The sequence below is a fragment of the Streptomyces sp. NPDC050448 genome (assembly GCF_040655295.1).
Classification (GTDB): domain Bacteria; phylum Actinomycetota; class Actinomycetes; order Streptomycetales; family Streptomycetaceae; genus Streptomyces.
This window is the reverse complement of the sequence record NZ_JBFAJR010000011.1, coordinates 34,084-47,781: the sequence shown is the minus strand read 5'-3', so window position 1 is coordinate 47,781 and position 13,698 is coordinate 34,084. Positions and strand designations below refer to the sequence as shown.

Genomic DNA, 13,698 nt, shown 5'->3' with positions numbered 1-13,698 from the left:
TTTCCGACGCGCGACACGCCCTCCGCACAACCCGTTTCGCATTCCGCCCGAGAGCCCCGGAATTTCCCCGGGGATTGCCACAGCCCACCCGGTTCGGCCGGGTGAACACTCCTCCGTTTCCTTACGTCTTCTCCACGGCTCGCCCGAGAAGGTCCCGGGCCGCTCTGATCCGGTCCGTCAGCTCCGGCGGCTCGAGCACCTCGAACTCACAGCCGAGCAGCATGACGTGAATGACGAGTACGTCGAGGTTCACGGCCCCGGTGCGCAGCAGGCAGCTCTCGGCGTCGAGCGGCTCCAGGGCCCCGTCGCTCGGCCCCACGATCCGGGCCGCGGCCTCCGCCGGCATCTTCAGCCTCAGCACCGCCCTGGCCGCGTACGCAGCCTGCGCCACGCCGCGCGACACGTACGCGGCGAGGTCCTCGGCGGGCGCCGGACGCGGGGTGAAACGCGGGCCGTGCGGCGGTCTGGGCTCGATCCGGTCGGCGCGGAAGGTCCGCCAGCCCTCCCGGTCCAGGTCCCAGGCGACCAGGTACCAGCGCCGCTCGGTGCACACCAGCCGGTGCGGCTCCACCACGCGGCGGCTGGCGCTGCCCTCGTGGTCCCGGTATCCGAAGCGCAGCCGCTCGCTGTCCCGGCACGCGGCGGCGAGCTCCGTCAGCACGGACGGGTCGACGGTGGCCCGGGACGGCCCGCGCAGCATCGGCACGGTGAACTCGTTGAGCGCCGACACCCGCCGCCGCAGCCGCCCCGGCAGCACCTGCTCGAGCTTGGCGAGCGCCCGTACGGAGGCCTCCCCGATGCCCTCGACGCCGTTGCCCGCGGCCGTCCGCAGGCCCACCGCGACGGCGACGGCCTCGTCGTCGTCGAGCAGCAGCGGCGGCAGCTCGGCCCCGGCGCCCAGCTGGTACCCGCCGCCGGTGCCGGGGCTGGCGTTCACCGGGTAGCCGAGCTCCCGGAGCCGGTCCACATCGCGCCGCACCGTCCTCGGGGTCACGCCGAGGCGCTCCGCGAGATCGGCCCCGGTCCATTCGCGGTGGGCCTGCAACAGGGACAGCAGGCGCAGCAGTCGTGCGGAGGTCTCCAGCATGCCGAGCAGTCTGCCGGTAGCCCGGCCGCCTTCCGAATCGCCCCCGCGGGCCGCTGAGCCGAAACCCCGTCAGGGAACCGGTGACGGCGCTGGCCGCGGCGCGGAGGCCGGAGCCGGACGCTTCCCCGCCGCAGCCGCAGGCTTGGCCGCCGCAGCCGCAGGCTTGGTCGCAGCCGGGGGCTTCCCCGCCGCAGCCGGCGGTGCGGCCGTAGCCACCGGCGCCGGGGTGACGGCCGGAGCCGCCGCAGCCGGAGGCCGGGCCGCCGGGGCCGGGGGCTTGGCCGCCGGAGCCGTCGGGCCCACCGGAGTCGGCGGAGCCGTCTGCGGCGGGTCCGAGGCCGGCAAGGCCAGCAGCGTGCCGACCGCCAGCGCCTGCGGCTTCGGCCCGATCACCGCCCGGTTCGCCTCGTACAGCGTCTGCCGGCCGCCCTTCACCCGGTACCGCCGGGCGATCAGGTCCAGCGTGTCCCCGTTCCGGACCACGTGCATCCGGCCCGCCAGCCCGTACCGCTTCGAGCACACCGGCCACGCGTCCCACCCCTGGGACCCCAACACGTCCTCCGCCACCCGGATCTGCTGCTCCCGGCTCGCCAGATCGGCCCGCGCCGCGAACACCGGCCCGCCGTACTCCTCCCACGTCGGCTGCCAGAACTGCAGGCCCCCGTAGAAGCCGTTGCCGGTGTTGACCGCCCAGCGCCCGCTGCTCTCGCAGTCGGCCACGCAGTCCCAGGGCCATTGCCCGCCCGGCCCGCAGTCCCCCGGCCCGTTCCCGATGATCCCGGGCGACCCGGGGTGGCCCGCCCCCGCGGGCCCGGGCGCGGGGGGCGGCGGGGCCGCGCCGGCCCTCGACGGGAGTACGAGGACGAGAGCCAGCGCGGCAGCGGCAGCAGCCGCCGGGGCGGCCCGCCGGATCCGGAGGTCGGGCATCGCGTCACGCTACGCAGCCCCGCGCCGCCAGCCCGGCCCGCCACGCGGCCCGTTCCGCACCCCACCCGGTCGGCCGATCCGCCCCCTCCCCAAACGGCCAGGACCGACCACCAACTGCGCACATCCAAAAAACAGTTGGCACGAAAACAAAGCCCCGGTCCGACCGTTCACCCCTCCGGGGGCCAGGTTCGATTCCGTTCCCTCCAATGGCGTGACCCCGGCAGCCACTCAGCCGTTGAGCCCGGCGAGCCGGGAACCGCCCGGCCCCCGCTCGCCTAGTCCGAGGAGCCAGCCCGTGCCCCGCATGCTCGACGTCAGTGATGAGGTACGTGCCGAGATCGGTGACGAAGAAGCCGAGAGGCTGCTCACCGGCGACGACGCACCGCGCAGCTACGACTGCACCTCCTGCCGCACTCCCGGGGACCCCGAGACCGACCGCACCAGCACGGTGCTGTTCGTCGGCGAGGAGACGGCCGTCCTCGCCTTCGCCCACGCCGGCTGCATCCCCTCGCAGGTGGTCACCGTCTCCGAGGAACAGCTCCAGGGCGCGGTCCGCAGCATCACCGGCGACAGCCCGGCCGGCGGCGGGTCCGCCGAGGCCGCACCGCAGAACGTGCCCGGCGGCCAGGCCGTCCTCGGCATCACCAGCGGCCTGATCCTGATCGGCGGCGAGCTGCACCCCGCCCTCGTCGTCGAGCCGACCGCGCCGATCGCCCGCCCCGGCACCATCGGGCCCGGCGACGACTTCCTGCCGCTCCTCATCGAGCAGGGGTTCATCCCGGTCACCGACACCGCCGAGCTGCCCTCCCCGCTCGCCGGCTGGTCGGTGCTGCTCGCCGCGGGCCAGCTGCACGCCGTACTGCAGCCCGGCACCGAGGGCGCCGGCCAGGTCGCCTGGTGGCAGGCGCACCAGGCGCTGTCGGTCACCGACGGCTGGCGGGCCGCCGTGAACAAGACCCAGCGCGTCCTCGTCTACGCCGCCCCGGTCGGCTCCATCGGCCAGCAGCCCCGCGAGGACCTGCTCCGCGACGCGCTGGACAAGGCCGCCGCCGGCGGCAAGCTCGTGGCGGCGTCGATGCCGCTGGCCGGCACCCCGGGCGCCTGACGCCGGCAGGAATCCCGCACACGGCTGCGCCGCCCCTCACCAGGGGCGGCGCAGCCGTGTGCGGGGGATGATCCCGGCGGTGGCCGGGGGGTGTGCGGTCCATCCCGCGCACCCCCCGGCGATCTGCGTTTTCCGCCCCCTCGCCCGCATCCGCAGGGCTCCGGGTTCGTTGGCTGTTACGTGCACTCATACGACCCCTCCCGCGTCCATGCCCACGCGAGCACCGTCTCCCCGATGCGCCCCGCAAGGGACCGGGACAGCGCTCCGGCCGCCCTCTCGCACACCCCGATCTACGACACCCTGTACTCGGAGTACTTGCGTGCCTTCCGGGCCCTGCCGGGCGACCGCACGGGCGAGGAGGACCTCGGGTTCACGGCGTTCTCGTACGGCGGCTCGTACACGGGCGGCCCGGCGTACGGCGGCGACTCCCCGTACGGAGGAGGCTCGTACGGGAGCGGCTGGAACGGTTCCGCGTGGCAGTCGGACCCGTGGCCGGTCTCGTACGCCCCGGCGCCGCAGCCCTCGTACGCGTACGCCGGGTCCTCCTCGGCCGGCAGCGGCGACCACGGCGGCACCGGGTCCGCATACGCCAACGGGCGGCAGCACCAGGCCGGGATGCACCACATCCCGGCGGCCCTGCCGCCCGCTCCGCGCCGGGGCTACTGACCCCGGACCGCCGCTGCTACTTCTTCTTGTACTGCGCGCCGCGCTTCTCGCGCACCCGCACGGAGATGTGGATCGGGGTGCCCTCGAAGCCGAACTCCTCGCGCAGGCGGCGCTCGATGAAGCGCCGGTAGCCGTGCTCCAGGAAGCCGGAGGCGAAGAGGACGAACCGCGGCGGCTTGCTCCCCGCCTGGGTGCCGAACAGGATGCGGGGCTGCTTGCCGCCGCGGATCGGGTGCGGGTGGGCCGCGACGACCTCGCCGAGGAAGGCGTTCAGCCGGCCGGTCGGAACGCGCGTCTCCCAGCCCGCGAGGGCCGTCTCGATCGCCGGGACCAGCTTCTCCATGTGGCGGCCGGTGAGCGCCGAGACGTTGACGCGGGGCGCCCAGGCGACCTGCTGCATCTCGGTCTCGATCTCGCGCTCGAGGTAGTAGCGGCGCTCCTCGTCGAGCTCGTCCCACTTGTTGTACGCGATCACGATCGCGCGCCCGGCCTCGACGGCCATGGTGATGATGCGCTGGTCCTGGACGCTGATCGTCTCGGTGGTGTCGATCAGGATGACCGCGACCTCCGCCTTCTCGACGGCGGCGGCCGTGCGCAGGGAGGCGTAGTAGTCGGCGCCCTGCTGGAGGTGCACCTTCTTGCGGATGCCCGCGGTGTCCACGAACTTCCAGGTGACGCCGCCGAGCTCGATCAGCTCGTCGACCGGGTCGCGGGTGGTGCCGGCCAGCTCGTTGACGACGACCCGGTCCTCCTTCGCGACCTTGTTGAGCAGCGAGGACTTGCCGACGTTCGGGCGCCCGATGAGGGCGATGCGCCGGGGCCCGCCCACCGGGGCGCCGCCGAAGGTCTGCTCGGGAGCCTCGGGCAGCGCCTCGAGGACGGCGTCGAGCATGTCGCCCGTACCGCGGCCGTGCAGCGAGGAGACCGGGTGCGGCAGGCCGAGGCCCAGGGACCACAGGGAGGCCGCGTCGGACTCGCCGCTCTGGCCGTCGACCTTGTTCGCGCACAGGACGACGGGCTTGCCGGCCCGGCGCAGCAGCTTGACGACGGCCTCGTCGGTGTCGGTGGCGCCGACCTTGGCGTCGACCACGAAGACGACCGCGTCGGCGGTCTCGATGGCGTACTCGGCCTGGGCGGCGACGGAGGCGTCGATGCCGAGGACGTCCTGCTCCCAGCCGCCGGTGTCGACGACCTTGAACCGGCGGCCGGCCCACTCGGCCTCGTACGTGACGCGGTCGCGGGTGACGCCGGGCTTGTCCTCGACGACCGCCTCGCGGCGGCCGATGATGCGGTTCACCAAGGTCGACTTGCCGACGTTGGGGCGGCCGACGACGGCGAGCACGGGCAGCGGCCCGTGGCCCGCCTCCGCGATCGCGCCTTCGACGTCCTCGACGTCGAACCCTTCCTCCGCGGCGAGCTCCATGAACTCCGCGTACTCGGCATCGCCGAGCGCTCCGTGGTCGTGCTGGTCGTTCATGAAGTCCGTTCCTCGTCGTTCGTGGTGATCGGTGGTCCCCGCGCAGCGCGGTTCCACTACTAGGTCAAGTCTCGCTCAGCGCCCGGTGAGGCGCTTGGCATCGGCCAGATGGGCGGCCAGCCTGCTCTGGATGCGTACGGTGGCCTCGTCCAGGGCCGTACGCGTGCGGCGGCCGGTGCCGTCGCCCGCGTCGAATGCGGAGCCGAAGACGACGTCGACCCGGCTCTTGAACGGCGGCAGTCCGCGGACCAGCCGCCCTTGGCGCTCGGTGCTCCCCAGCACGGCCACGGGCACGACGGGCGCGCCGCTGCGGACCGCGAAGTACGCGAGCCCGGCGCGCAGCGAGGCGAAGTCGCCTCCGCCCCGGGTGCCCTCGGGGAAGATCCCCAGGGCCCCGCCGTTCTCGAGCACCGCGAGCGCCTTCGTGATCGCACCCCGGTCCGTGCCCGCACGGTCGACCTTGACCTGCCCGATCCCGTCCAGGAACGGGCCGAGCGGGCCGACGTACGCCTCCTTCTTGATGAGGAAGTGCAGCGGCCGCGGGGCGGTGCCCATGACCATGGGCCCGTCGATGTTGTGTGCGTGATTCACGGCAAGGATGACAGGCCCCGAGGCGGGCACGCGCCAGGCGCCCAGTACGCGCGGCTTCCACAGCCCGTACATGAGGCCTATGCCGATCCGCCGACCGACCGCCGCACCCTTGAGGGAGGGCGTTCCGCTCACTTGCGCCCCGCCCGCTTCTCCTCGACGAGGGTCACGACGCACTCGATCACCTGGTCGAGCGTGAGCTCGGTGGTGTCCACCTCGACGGCGTCGTCGGCCTTGGCCAGCGGGGAGGTCTTGCGGCCCGAGTCGGCGGCGTCGCGCTTGATCAGGGCTTCCTTGGTGGCCGCGAGGTTCGTGGCCTCCTTGCCGCGCAGTTCACCGCTGCGGCGCGCGGCGCGGGCCTCGGGGGACGCGGTGAGGAAGATCTTGAGGTCGGCGTCGGGCAGGACGGTGGTGCCGATGTCCCGCCCCTCGACGACGATCCCGCCCTCGGCCGCGGCGGCGATGCTGCGCTGGAGCTCGGTGATCAGGGTGCGCACCTCGGGGACGGCGCTGACGGCGCTGACCTTGGAGGTGACCTCCTGCGTGCGGATCGGGCCGGAGGCGTCCAGGCCGTCGACCGTGATGGTCGGCGCGGCCGGGTCCGTACCGGAGACGATGCCGGGCTTGCCGGCGGCCACGGCGATGGCGTGCGGGTCGTCGGTGTCGATCCCGTTGGTGATCATCCACCAGGTGATGGCCCGGTACTGGGCACCGGTGTCCAGGTAGCGCAGCCCGAGCTTGGCGGCCACGGCCTTGGAGGTGCTGGACTTGCCCGTGCCGGAGGGACCGTCGATGGCGACGATCACGGCGGACGGAGCTGCGGTTTCCACGGTGCGGGCACCTTCCTGGTTGCGCGTACGTGTCCGGGCGCGCCAAAGCGCCCCTCCCCAAGGTTACCGGCCCCCGGCGCGGGCGCCGCCCAGTACCGGCGAGGCGGCCCTCGGGACTACTGCTGGCGCAGCGCCCAGCCCCGTTCGCGCAGCTCCGCGGTGAGGGAGGCGGCCGCCCTCGGGTCGACCATCAGCTGGACCAGACCGGCCTGCTGGCCCGTGGCGTGCTCGATCCGCACGTCCTCGATGTTGACCCCGGCCCGCCCGGCGTCGGCGAAGATCCGCGCGAGCTCGCCCGGCTGGTCGCTGATCAGTACGGCGACCGTCTCGTACGCCATGGGCGCCGCGCCGTGCTTGCCCGGCACCCGGACCCGGCCCGCGTTGCCCCGCTTCAGCACGTCCTCGATGCCGGCCGCGCCCCCGCGCCGCTTCTCGACGTCCGCCGACTGGAGCCCCCGCAGCGCGTCGACCGTCGCCTCCAGGTCGGAGGCGATCCCGGCCAGGACGTCCGCCACCGGGCCCGGGTTCGCCGAGAGGATCTCCACCCACATCCGCGGATCGGAGGCGGCGATCCGCGTCACGTCCCGGATCCCCTGCCCGCACAGCCGTACCGCCGTCTCGTCGGCCTCCTCGAGCCGCGCCGCGACCATGCTGGACACGAGCTGGGGGGTGTGCGAGACCAGCGCCACCGCCCGGTCGTGCGCGTCGGCGTCCATGACCACCGGTACGGCCTTGCACAGGGCCACCAGCTCGAGCGCCAGGTTGAGCACCTCGTGGTCGGTGTCCCGGGTCGGGGTCAGCACCCAGGGCCGGCCCTCGAAGAGGTCGGCCGTCGCGGCCAGCGGCCCCGACTGCTCCTTGCCGGCCATCGGGTGGGTCCCGATGTACGCGCTGACGTCCACGCCGAGGGCCGCCAGCTCCCGGCGCGGCCCGCCCTTGACGCTGGCCACGTCCACGTACGCCCGGGCCACTCCGCGGCCGATCGCCTCGGCCAGGGTCGCGGCCACGTGGGCGGGCGGTACGGCGACGATCACGAGGTCGACCTGGCCGTCGGGGGCCTCGTCCGTGCCGGCGCCGAGCGCTGCGGCCGTACGGGCCTGCGCGGGATCGTGGTCGGCCAGGTGGACGGTGATCCCGCGGCCGGCCAGGGCGAGCGCCGCCGAGGTGCCGATCAGTCCGGTTCCGATGACGACGGCGGTTCTCACGGGGCGCTCCAGGGGATGCGGGTGTCTAACGGCAAGTCAGGGTCAGGGTAGCCAGCGGGGACGGCCGCACGGCACGAGGGCCCGGCGGCCCTCCCGCGGGACGGCGACCGGGCCCTGGCCGGCGGTGGGTACGGGGCGGTCCTAGAGGCTCTGCTGCCTGATGGCGTCCTCCGGGGAGCCGAGGCCGTTGCCCGCCATGGTCCGCGCCTTTCGATGGGGTACCGGGCGTCCGCCGCTCCGTTGCGGCGGCGCGCCCGGCTTCGAGACACGGACAATGTCACCCAATCCGTCTCAATCCGCCACTTGGTGCGGGCAGTCGACCGGCGCTGCGGTAGAACGATCGGCATGATCTTCCACATCGTGCCGCTCGCCGACTGGACCGCCGCGCCCGAACTCCCCTACGCCCCCTCCTCGCTCGACTCGGAGGGATTCGTGCACTGTTCGGCGGACCGCCCGACGGCGCTCGCGATCGCGGACGCGCACTACCGCGACGTACCGGGTCCCCTGCTGGCGATCGAGCTCGACGAACGGGCCCTGACCTCGGAGGTCAGCCGCGAGGGTGAATCCGGCGGCCGCTACCCGCACGTCCACGGCCCGCTGGACCGGGCGGCCGTGGTTCACGTCTGGGAGGTCGTCCGTCCACCGGGCGGCCAGGCGGAGCTGGCCCCGTGGGAGCAGGGCTCCTGATCCCGGCGGCGAGGGGGCTTCTCCTGCGGGCCGGGACGCGCCAGGATGCTGCTCGCCATCCCGGACCCGATCGAGGAGCAACCCATGAGCGACAGCACGCCGACCGCACGCCGCACGGTACTGGCGGCAGGAGCCGCCGTCGCGCTGGCCGGCGGCACGCTCACCGCGTGCGGCGCGGAGAAGAAGTCGCAGAGCGAGCCGGGCAGCGCCTCCGCCCCGCAGACGGCCCAGTCCCCCGAGGCGGCGGCCACGCCGTCCTCCTCGCCCTCGTCCGGGGCGGGGACCGGGAAGGTCCTGATGAAGTCGTCTGCGGTACCGGTGGGCGGCGGCATGGTCCTCAAGGAGGACAAGCTGGTGGTCACCCAGCCCACGACCGGGTCCTTCCGCTGCTTCACGGCGGTGTGCACGCACCAGGGCTGCATCGTGTCCAAGGTGGAGAACGGCACCATCGACTGCCCCTGCCACGGCAGCAAGTTCCAGATCGCGGACGGCGCGGTGGCCCACGGCCCGGCCTCCCGACCCCTGGCGGAGCAGCAGATCACGGTGGCCCCGGACGGCAATATCTCGCTCGCGTAGCGGAGCCGCGTCCGCCTACGCTCCCCGGATGAACGAGCCGACGACGCACGCGGAAGCCCTGAACCTCACCCTGGTACGCGACCACACGGTCTACGCGTGCGTCATGGGCTCCCGGGCGTTCGGCCTGGCGACGGAGGCGAGCGACACCGACCGGCGCGGCGTCTACCTCGCCCCGACACCGCTGTTCTGGCGCTTCGAGAAGCCGCCGACGCACGTGGAGGGCCCGCGGGAGGAGGAGTTCTCCTGGGAGCTGGAACGCTTCTGCGAACTCGCCCTGCGCGCCAACCCGAACATCCTCGAGTGCCTGCACTCCCCACTGGTGGAACGGCTGACCCCGGTGGGCGAGGAACTCCTCTCCCTCCGGGAGTCCTTCCTCTCCCGCCGGGCACACACCACCTTCACCCGGTATGCGGCGTCCCAGCACGCCAAACTCATCGCGGACGTCCGCATCCACGGCGCCCCGCGCTGGAAGCACGCCATGCACCTGCTGCGCCTGCTCCTGTCCGTCCGCGACCTCCTGCGCACGGGCCGCCTGACGATCGACGCCACCCCGCACCGCGACCGCCTCCTGGCGGTCAAGCGCGGCGAACTCACCTGGTCCGAGGCCGACGCCTGGATGACCCGCCTGACGGCCCAGTCCGAGGCGGCCCTCGCCACCACCCCGCTCCCCGACGCCCCGGACCACGCCCGCGTGGAGGACTTCCTGACCCGCACCCGCCGGGCGTCAGCCTTCTAGGCTCCGGCGCCGGACGACGAGGTCGTCCAGAGCGTCGTACGCCGATACGTGCGCGGGCAGCGCGGACGCGGCCTGCGCCGCGTCCAGGGCCGCGTGCAGCGCCTCGAAGTCCCGCTGGACGCGGGATTGGTCCTTGCCCGCGGCCGGGCCGTGCTCGGCCGGGGCCTTGGCCTCGATCAGGTCGGCCAGGTACGCCGGGGACTCCCGTACGTCGCCCAGCAGGGCCGACGCCGGCAGGAGGTGGGCACCGCGCAGGTCGATGTCCGAGTCCGGGACGGGAAGCCGTAGAGGTGGGCGCCCGAGACCGTGGCGAAGAGCAGCGGATCCGGCTGGTCCGCCACGACCGGGGACAGGTCGACACTCATGGCATCGAGCACGGGTCACGCGTCCCAGAGGGTGCCGAAGGCGAGGAGTTCCGCGCGGTATTCGATGCGGCCCTCCCAGTCGCGGGGCCAGACGTCCGCGCCGAGGTGGGCTCCGGCGAAGGCACCCGCCAGGCAGGCGATCGAGTCCGAGTCGCCCTTCGTGCAGGCCGCGCGGCGCAGGGCCGTCAACGGGTCCTCCGGGAAGAGGAGGAAGCACTGGAGGGCCGTCGCCAGGGCCTCCTCCGCGATCCAGCCGTCGCCCGTCGTCAGGCAGGGGTCCGTTTCCGGGGACGGGGTGCGCAGGGCCGCCGACAGGCGGTCCAGTACGGCCAGGCATTCGTCCCAGCCGCGGGCGATGAAGGACTCCGGGGAGGCGTCCGACGCCGTGCGCATCCAGAGGTCGCCCAGCCAGCGCTCGTGGTAGTGCGTGCGGTGGTGCAGGGCGTACGACCGGAGTTGGCCGACCAGGCCCGTCACCTCCGTGCCCTGGGCCAGGAGATGCACCGCCCGCGCCGTCAGGTCGGAGGCGGCGAGCGCCGTCGGGTGGCCGTGGGTCAGGGCCGACTGGAGCTGGGCCGCACCTGCGCGCTCCTCCTCCGTCCAGCCGGGGACCAGGCCCACCGGGGCCACCCTCATGTTCGCCCCGCAGCCCTTCGAGCCGATCTGGCTCGCGTCCCGCCAGTCCCGTTCCGGCGAATCCAACAGCTGGCACGCGCGCAGGCAGGTGTTGCCCGGGGCGCGGTTGTTCTCCGGGGAGTGGTACCAGTCCACGAATTCGTCACGGACCGGGCCCGTGAGCAGCCCGGGGTCCACCGGCCCGCGCTCCGCGGCCGTCCTCATGCCGCGTGCCAGGGCCAGCGTCATCTGGGTGTCGTCCGTGACGATCGCCGGGCGGGGCAGGGCCATCTCCCGCCACGGGCCGGTCTTCGCCAGGATCGACGGGACGTCGTTGAACTCCGTCGGGAAGCCCAGCGCGTCGCCGAGGGCCAAGCCGAGCAGGGCGCCCGTCGCCGCGCGTTTCGTGGGCGTCGCAGTCATTTCGCGTGTCCTTCCGTGGGGCGGAGCAGCGGGGGATGGAGGGCGGTCGCCGGACCCGCCCGGTACAGCGCGGCCGGTTTGCCGCGGCCGCCGGTCAGGCGGGCGGCTCCCGGCACGGCCTCGACGAAGCCGGGCGTGGCCAGGACCTTGCGGCGGAAGTTGGGACGGTCCAGGGCGGTGCCCCAGACGGTCTCGTAGACGGACTGGAGCTCCCCGAGGGTGAATTCGGGCGGGCAGAACCCCGTGGCCAGGCAGCTGTACTCCAGCTTCGCGCCGACCCGGGAGCGGGCGTCCGCCAGGATCACCGCGTGGTCGAAGGCCAGGTCCGCGGCCTCCCCCACCGGTACCCAGCGCGCCCGGTCCGCGTCGCCGCCGCCGTCCGCCGCCGGCTCCGGCATGTCCGGGACCAGGGCGGTGAAGGCCACCGAGACGACCCGCATCCGGGGATCGCGGTCCGGTTCGCTGTACGTGCGCAGCTGCTCCAGGTGGAGCGCGGCGACGACCGCCTCCGGCAGGCCGGTCTCCTCGGCCAGTTCCCGGCGGGCCGCCGTCTCCGCGGCCTCCCTCGGCAGGACGAAGCCGCCGGGGAGCGCCCAGGCCCCCTCGTACGGCTCCTGCCCGCGCCGGATCAGCAGTACGTGCAGCGCCCCGCCCCGTACGGTGAACACCGCCAGGTCGACCGTCACCGCGAAGGGTTCGAAGGCGTGCGGGTCGTAAGCCGTCGTCATCGGTTCTCCGGGAGGGGGTCCGCGAAGTGCCATCCCTCGGCGAGCAGTTCGTCGACCGCCGCGACGGCCGCCGCCAGCCGTGCCTCGCGGTCCCCGCTCATGGTCAGGAAACGCTTCCCGGTCCTGTCGAGTTCCTCCCGGAAGCGGTCCGTCATCCAGGGCCTCAGCTGCGGTCCGTCGCGCAGCCCGTCGTCCTCGAAGGGCACGTCCGCGTGGTCCGTCAGCAGGTACAAGTGCCGGTGCGTCAGGGCGGCGGTCTTCTCGACCTCCTCGCTCCGCGATCCCATGTACCGCTCGTGCCAGATGCCGGTGGCGAAGGAGTCCGTGTCGCAGAACAGCACCGGGGATCCGGCGCGCGCCGCCCGCTCCTCCTCCGCGTCCTGCCGCCGCGCGATCACCGGGAACTCCGCCGAGGTGAAGGACACGTCCTCCCAGCTCGCCGCCGGGTCCGCCGCACGCGCCGCCGCGAGCTTCTCCTCGCTGTACGTGCGCCCGTACTCGGCGACCCAGCCCGTCCCGGCCCAGACCCCGCCGCGCGCCCGGTAGTGGGCCGCCAGTGCCTGCGACAGCGTGGTCGTGCCCGTGGACTCGGCGCCGAGTACGACGACCCGCCGGGTCAGGGCGGCCCGTACGCCCGGCCCCAGGAACTCCCAGTTCCCGACCGGCTCCGCCCGTACGACCGTGCCGGAGACGGGGAAGCGGGTCCGCCCCGGGTCCACGCAGACCTCCTCGGCCCCGAACCGCCGGGCGAGCTCCGTCCCGTACTCCTCCGAGGTGAAGACGGCCTCGACCGGCCCGGGCACGGCGCCGCGGAAGACCTCCATGTGCGCCTCCCAGACCGCCGGGTCGTGCAGGTCGACCGGGACGTCGTCGACCGCGCCGACGACCTCCGCCCCCGGGTGGGCCTCGCGCATCCAGGCCACCCGGTCGGCGAGCGGCACCGACTCCACCGAGGCCGCGCACACGAGCACGGTCAGCCGCTCGCACTGCTCCTCGGCAGTGCGCACCAGGTGGTGGTGCCCGGCGTGCGGCGGGTAGAACTTCCCGAGCACCAGCCCGTGCCCGAACCGCTTCGCGCCGCTCACGCCGCCGCCTGCGCGACCGTACGGGCGCCCCGCGCCGGCAGCGTGCGCCGCCAGCCGAGCAGGCCGACCACGCAGAGCGCGAGGAAGCCGGCGTACAGGGCCGAGGTCAGGTACAGGCCCTTGTAGGCGTAGAGCGGGATGTAGACGAGGTCGGCGGCGATCCACAGCCACCACGACTCGACGAGCTTGCGGCACTGGCCGTACGTTGCCATGAGCGAGAGCCCCGTGGTCAGCGCGTCCCAGAACGGGACGGTGGAGTCGCTGAACCGGCCGAGCAGGAGCGTGAGCCCGAGCACCCCCACCGCCCCCGCCGCGGCCAGCACGGCCCATTCGGTGCGCGTGGTGCGGCGCACCGGCAGGGCTTCCGCGGTTCCTGGTCCACCCCCGTGGGTCCAGGACCACCAGCCGTACGCGGCGAGGGCGATGAAGACGATCTGGAGCCCGGCGTCGGCGTACAGGCCGGACTGGGCGAAGAGCACGACGAAGAAGATGTCGTTGGCGATGCCGATGGGCCAGTTCGCGACGTGCTGCCGGGCCACGAGCCAGACGCACAGGGCTCCGGTGGCGAACCCCAGTATTTCGGTCCAGCTCATGACGG

At 73.8% G+C, this 13,698-nt stretch carries 15 protein-coding genes and 1 pseudogene; 5 read left to right on the top strand and 11 right to left on the bottom strand.

What is annotated here, in order from left to right; genetic code table 11:
• Positions 1 to 121: 121 nt before the first annotated feature.
• Entirely contained in the window at positions 122 to 1,087 is a 966-nt protein-coding gene (locus tag AB0I68_RS15615; protein ID WP_363177827.1) for a YafY family protein, read from the bottom strand.
• A gap of 69 nt (positions 1,088 to 1,156) precedes the next feature.
• Complete coding sequence (locus AB0I68_RS15610) at positions 1,157 to 2,014, bottom strand: transglycosylase family protein (RefSeq protein WP_363177826.1); 858 nt, start codon at positions 2,012 to 2,014, stop codon at positions 1,157 to 1,159.
• Between the two features lie 295 nt (positions 2,015 to 2,309).
• Here AB0I68_RS15610 and AB0I68_RS15605 point away from each other — a divergent pair, with 295 nt between their 5' ends.
• The gene (locus AB0I68_RS15605; protein WP_363177824.1) at positions 2,310 to 3,119 is read left to right on the top strand and encodes a hypothetical protein; all 810 of its coding nucleotides are present in this window, start codon (positions 2,310 to 2,312) and stop codon (positions 3,117 to 3,119) included.
• Positions 3,120 to 3,353: 234 nt separating this feature from the next.
• Entirely contained in the window at positions 3,354 to 3,785 is a 432-nt protein-coding gene (locus AB0I68_RS15600) for a hypothetical protein (protein WP_363177823.1), read from the top strand.
• A gap of 16 nt (positions 3,786 to 3,801) precedes the next feature.
• Here AB0I68_RS15600 and der read toward each other — a convergent pair whose 3' ends face one another.
• The 4 genes from der to AB0I68_RS15580 form a co-directional block, all read right to left on the bottom strand.
• Positions 3,802 to 5,262: a ribosome biogenesis GTPase Der gene (der, locus tag AB0I68_RS15595; protein ID WP_363177822.1), complete on the bottom strand. Its 1,461-nt coding sequence runs from the start codon at positions 5,260 to 5,262 to the stop codon at positions 3,802 to 3,804.
• 75 nt (positions 5,263 to 5,337) lie between these two features.
• Positions 5,338 to 5,925, bottom strand: a complete 588-nt coding sequence (locus AB0I68_RS15590; RefSeq protein ID WP_363177966.1) for a lysophospholipid acyltransferase family protein — start codon at positions 5,923 to 5,925, stop codon at positions 5,338 to 5,340.
• 56 nt (positions 5,926 to 5,981) lie between these two features.
• On the bottom strand, positions 5,982 to 6,680 hold the full coding sequence (cmk, locus tag AB0I68_RS15585) for a (d)CMP kinase (RefSeq protein WP_363177821.1): 699 nt from the start codon (positions 6,678 to 6,680) through the stop codon (positions 5,982 to 5,984).
• 116 nt (positions 6,681 to 6,796) lie between these two features.
• Positions 6,797 to 7,885: a prephenate dehydrogenase gene (locus AB0I68_RS15580; protein ID WP_363177820.1), complete on the bottom strand. Its 1,089-nt coding sequence runs from the start codon at positions 7,883 to 7,885 to the stop codon at positions 6,797 to 6,799.
• A gap of 345 nt (positions 7,886 to 8,230) precedes the next feature.
• On the opposite strand from AB0I68_RS15580, the gene AB0I68_RS15575 reads away from it, so the two are divergent.
• The 3 genes from AB0I68_RS15575 to AB0I68_RS15565 all read left to right on the top strand — a co-directional run bounded on the left by AB0I68_RS15575 (position 8,231) and on the right by AB0I68_RS15565 (position 9,884).
• The gene (locus AB0I68_RS15575) at positions 8,231 to 8,572 is read left to right on the top strand and encodes a DUF952 domain-containing protein (RefSeq protein ID WP_363177819.1); all 342 of its coding nucleotides are present in this window, start codon (positions 8,231 to 8,233) and stop codon (positions 8,570 to 8,572) included.
• A gap of 84 nt (positions 8,573 to 8,656) precedes the next feature.
• Positions 8,657 to 9,148: a Rieske (2Fe-2S) protein gene (locus tag AB0I68_RS15570; RefSeq protein ID WP_363177818.1), complete on the top strand. Its 492-nt coding sequence runs from the start codon at positions 8,657 to 8,659 to the stop codon at positions 9,146 to 9,148.
• Between the two features lie 28 nt (positions 9,149 to 9,176).
• Positions 9,177 to 9,884, top strand: coding sequence for a nucleotidyltransferase domain-containing protein (locus tag AB0I68_RS15565; RefSeq protein WP_363177817.1), 708 nt, complete (start codon positions 9,177 to 9,179; stop codon positions 9,882 to 9,884).
• Here AB0I68_RS15565 and AB0I68_RS15560 read toward each other — a convergent pair.
• From AB0I68_RS15560 to pnuC, 5 genes and pseudogenes are all read right to left on the bottom strand, one after another.
• A pseudogene (locus AB0I68_RS15560) lies at positions 9,873 to 10,261 on the bottom strand (nucleotidyltransferase domain-containing protein). The gene AB0I68_RS15565 and the pseudogene AB0I68_RS15560 sit on opposite strands and share 12 nt — an antisense overlap.
• A gap of 3 nt (positions 10,262 to 10,264) precedes the next feature.
• Complete coding sequence (locus AB0I68_RS15555) at positions 10,265 to 11,287, bottom strand: ADP-ribosylglycohydrolase family protein (protein ID WP_363177816.1); 1,023 nt, start codon at positions 11,285 to 11,287, stop codon at positions 10,265 to 10,267.
• On the bottom strand, positions 11,284 to 12,015 hold the full coding sequence (locus AB0I68_RS15550) for an NUDIX domain-containing protein (protein WP_363177815.1): 732 nt from the start codon (positions 12,013 to 12,015) through the stop codon (positions 11,284 to 11,286). Before AB0I68_RS15550 ends, AB0I68_RS15555 begins: the two co-directional genes overlap by 4 nt.
• Positions 12,012 to 13,100, bottom strand: a complete 1,089-nt coding sequence (locus AB0I68_RS15545) for an AAA family ATPase (RefSeq protein ID WP_363177814.1) — start codon at positions 13,098 to 13,100, stop codon at positions 12,012 to 12,014. The genes AB0I68_RS15550 and AB0I68_RS15545 overlap by 4 nt, the downstream gene beginning before the upstream one ends.
• Positions 13,097 to 13,693, bottom strand: coding sequence for a nicotinamide riboside transporter PnuC (gene pnuC, locus AB0I68_RS15540; protein WP_363177813.1), 597 nt, complete (start codon positions 13,691 to 13,693; stop codon positions 13,097 to 13,099). Before pnuC ends, AB0I68_RS15545 begins: the two co-directional genes overlap by 4 nt.
• Positions 13,694 to 13,698 lie beyond the last annotated feature (5 nt).

What these genes read in the sequence shown, in the direction of transcription:
- AB0I68_RS15615 (WP_363177827.1), bottom strand. Translation starts at nt 1,087, where the DNA reads ATGCTGGAGACCTCCGCACGACTGCTGCGCCTGCTGTCCCTGTTGCAG.
- AB0I68_RS15610 (WP_363177826.1), bottom strand. Translation starts at nt 2,014, where the DNA reads ATGCCCGACCTCCGGATCCGGCGGGCCGCCCCGGCGGCTGCTGCCGCT.
- AB0I68_RS15600 (WP_363177823.1), top strand. Translation starts at nt 3,354, where the DNA reads ATGCGCCCCGCAAGGGACCGGGACAGCGCTCCGGCCGCCCTCTCGCAC.
- der (WP_363177822.1), bottom strand. Translation starts at nt 5,262, where the DNA reads ATGAACGACCAGCACGACCACGGAGCGCTCGGCGATGCCGAGTACGCG.
- AB0I68_RS15590 (WP_363177966.1), bottom strand. Translation starts at nt 5,925, where the DNA reads ATGTACGGGCTGTGGAAGCCGCGCGTACTGGGCGCCTGGCGCGTGCCC.
- AB0I68_RS15575 (WP_363177819.1), top strand. Translation starts at nt 8,231, where the DNA reads ATGATCTTCCACATCGTGCCGCTCGCCGACTGGACCGCCGCGCCCGAA.
- AB0I68_RS15570 (WP_363177818.1), top strand. Translation starts at nt 8,657, where the DNA reads ATGAGCGACAGCACGCCGACCGCACGCCGCACGGTACTGGCGGCAGGA.
- AB0I68_RS15565 (WP_363177817.1), top strand. Translation starts at nt 9,177, where the DNA reads ATGAACGAGCCGACGACGCACGCGGAAGCCCTGAACCTCACCCTGGTA.
- AB0I68_RS15555 (WP_363177816.1), bottom strand. Translation starts at nt 11,287, where the DNA reads ATGACTGCGACGCCCACGAAACGCGCGGCGACGGGCGCCCTGCTCGGC.
- AB0I68_RS15550 (WP_363177815.1), bottom strand. Translation starts at nt 12,015, where the DNA reads ATGACGACGGCTTACGACCCGCACGCCTTCGAACCCTTCGCGGTGACG.
- pnuC (WP_363177813.1), bottom strand. Translation starts at nt 13,693, where the DNA reads ATGAGCTGGACCGAAATACTGGGGTTCGCCACCGGAGCCCTGTGCGTC.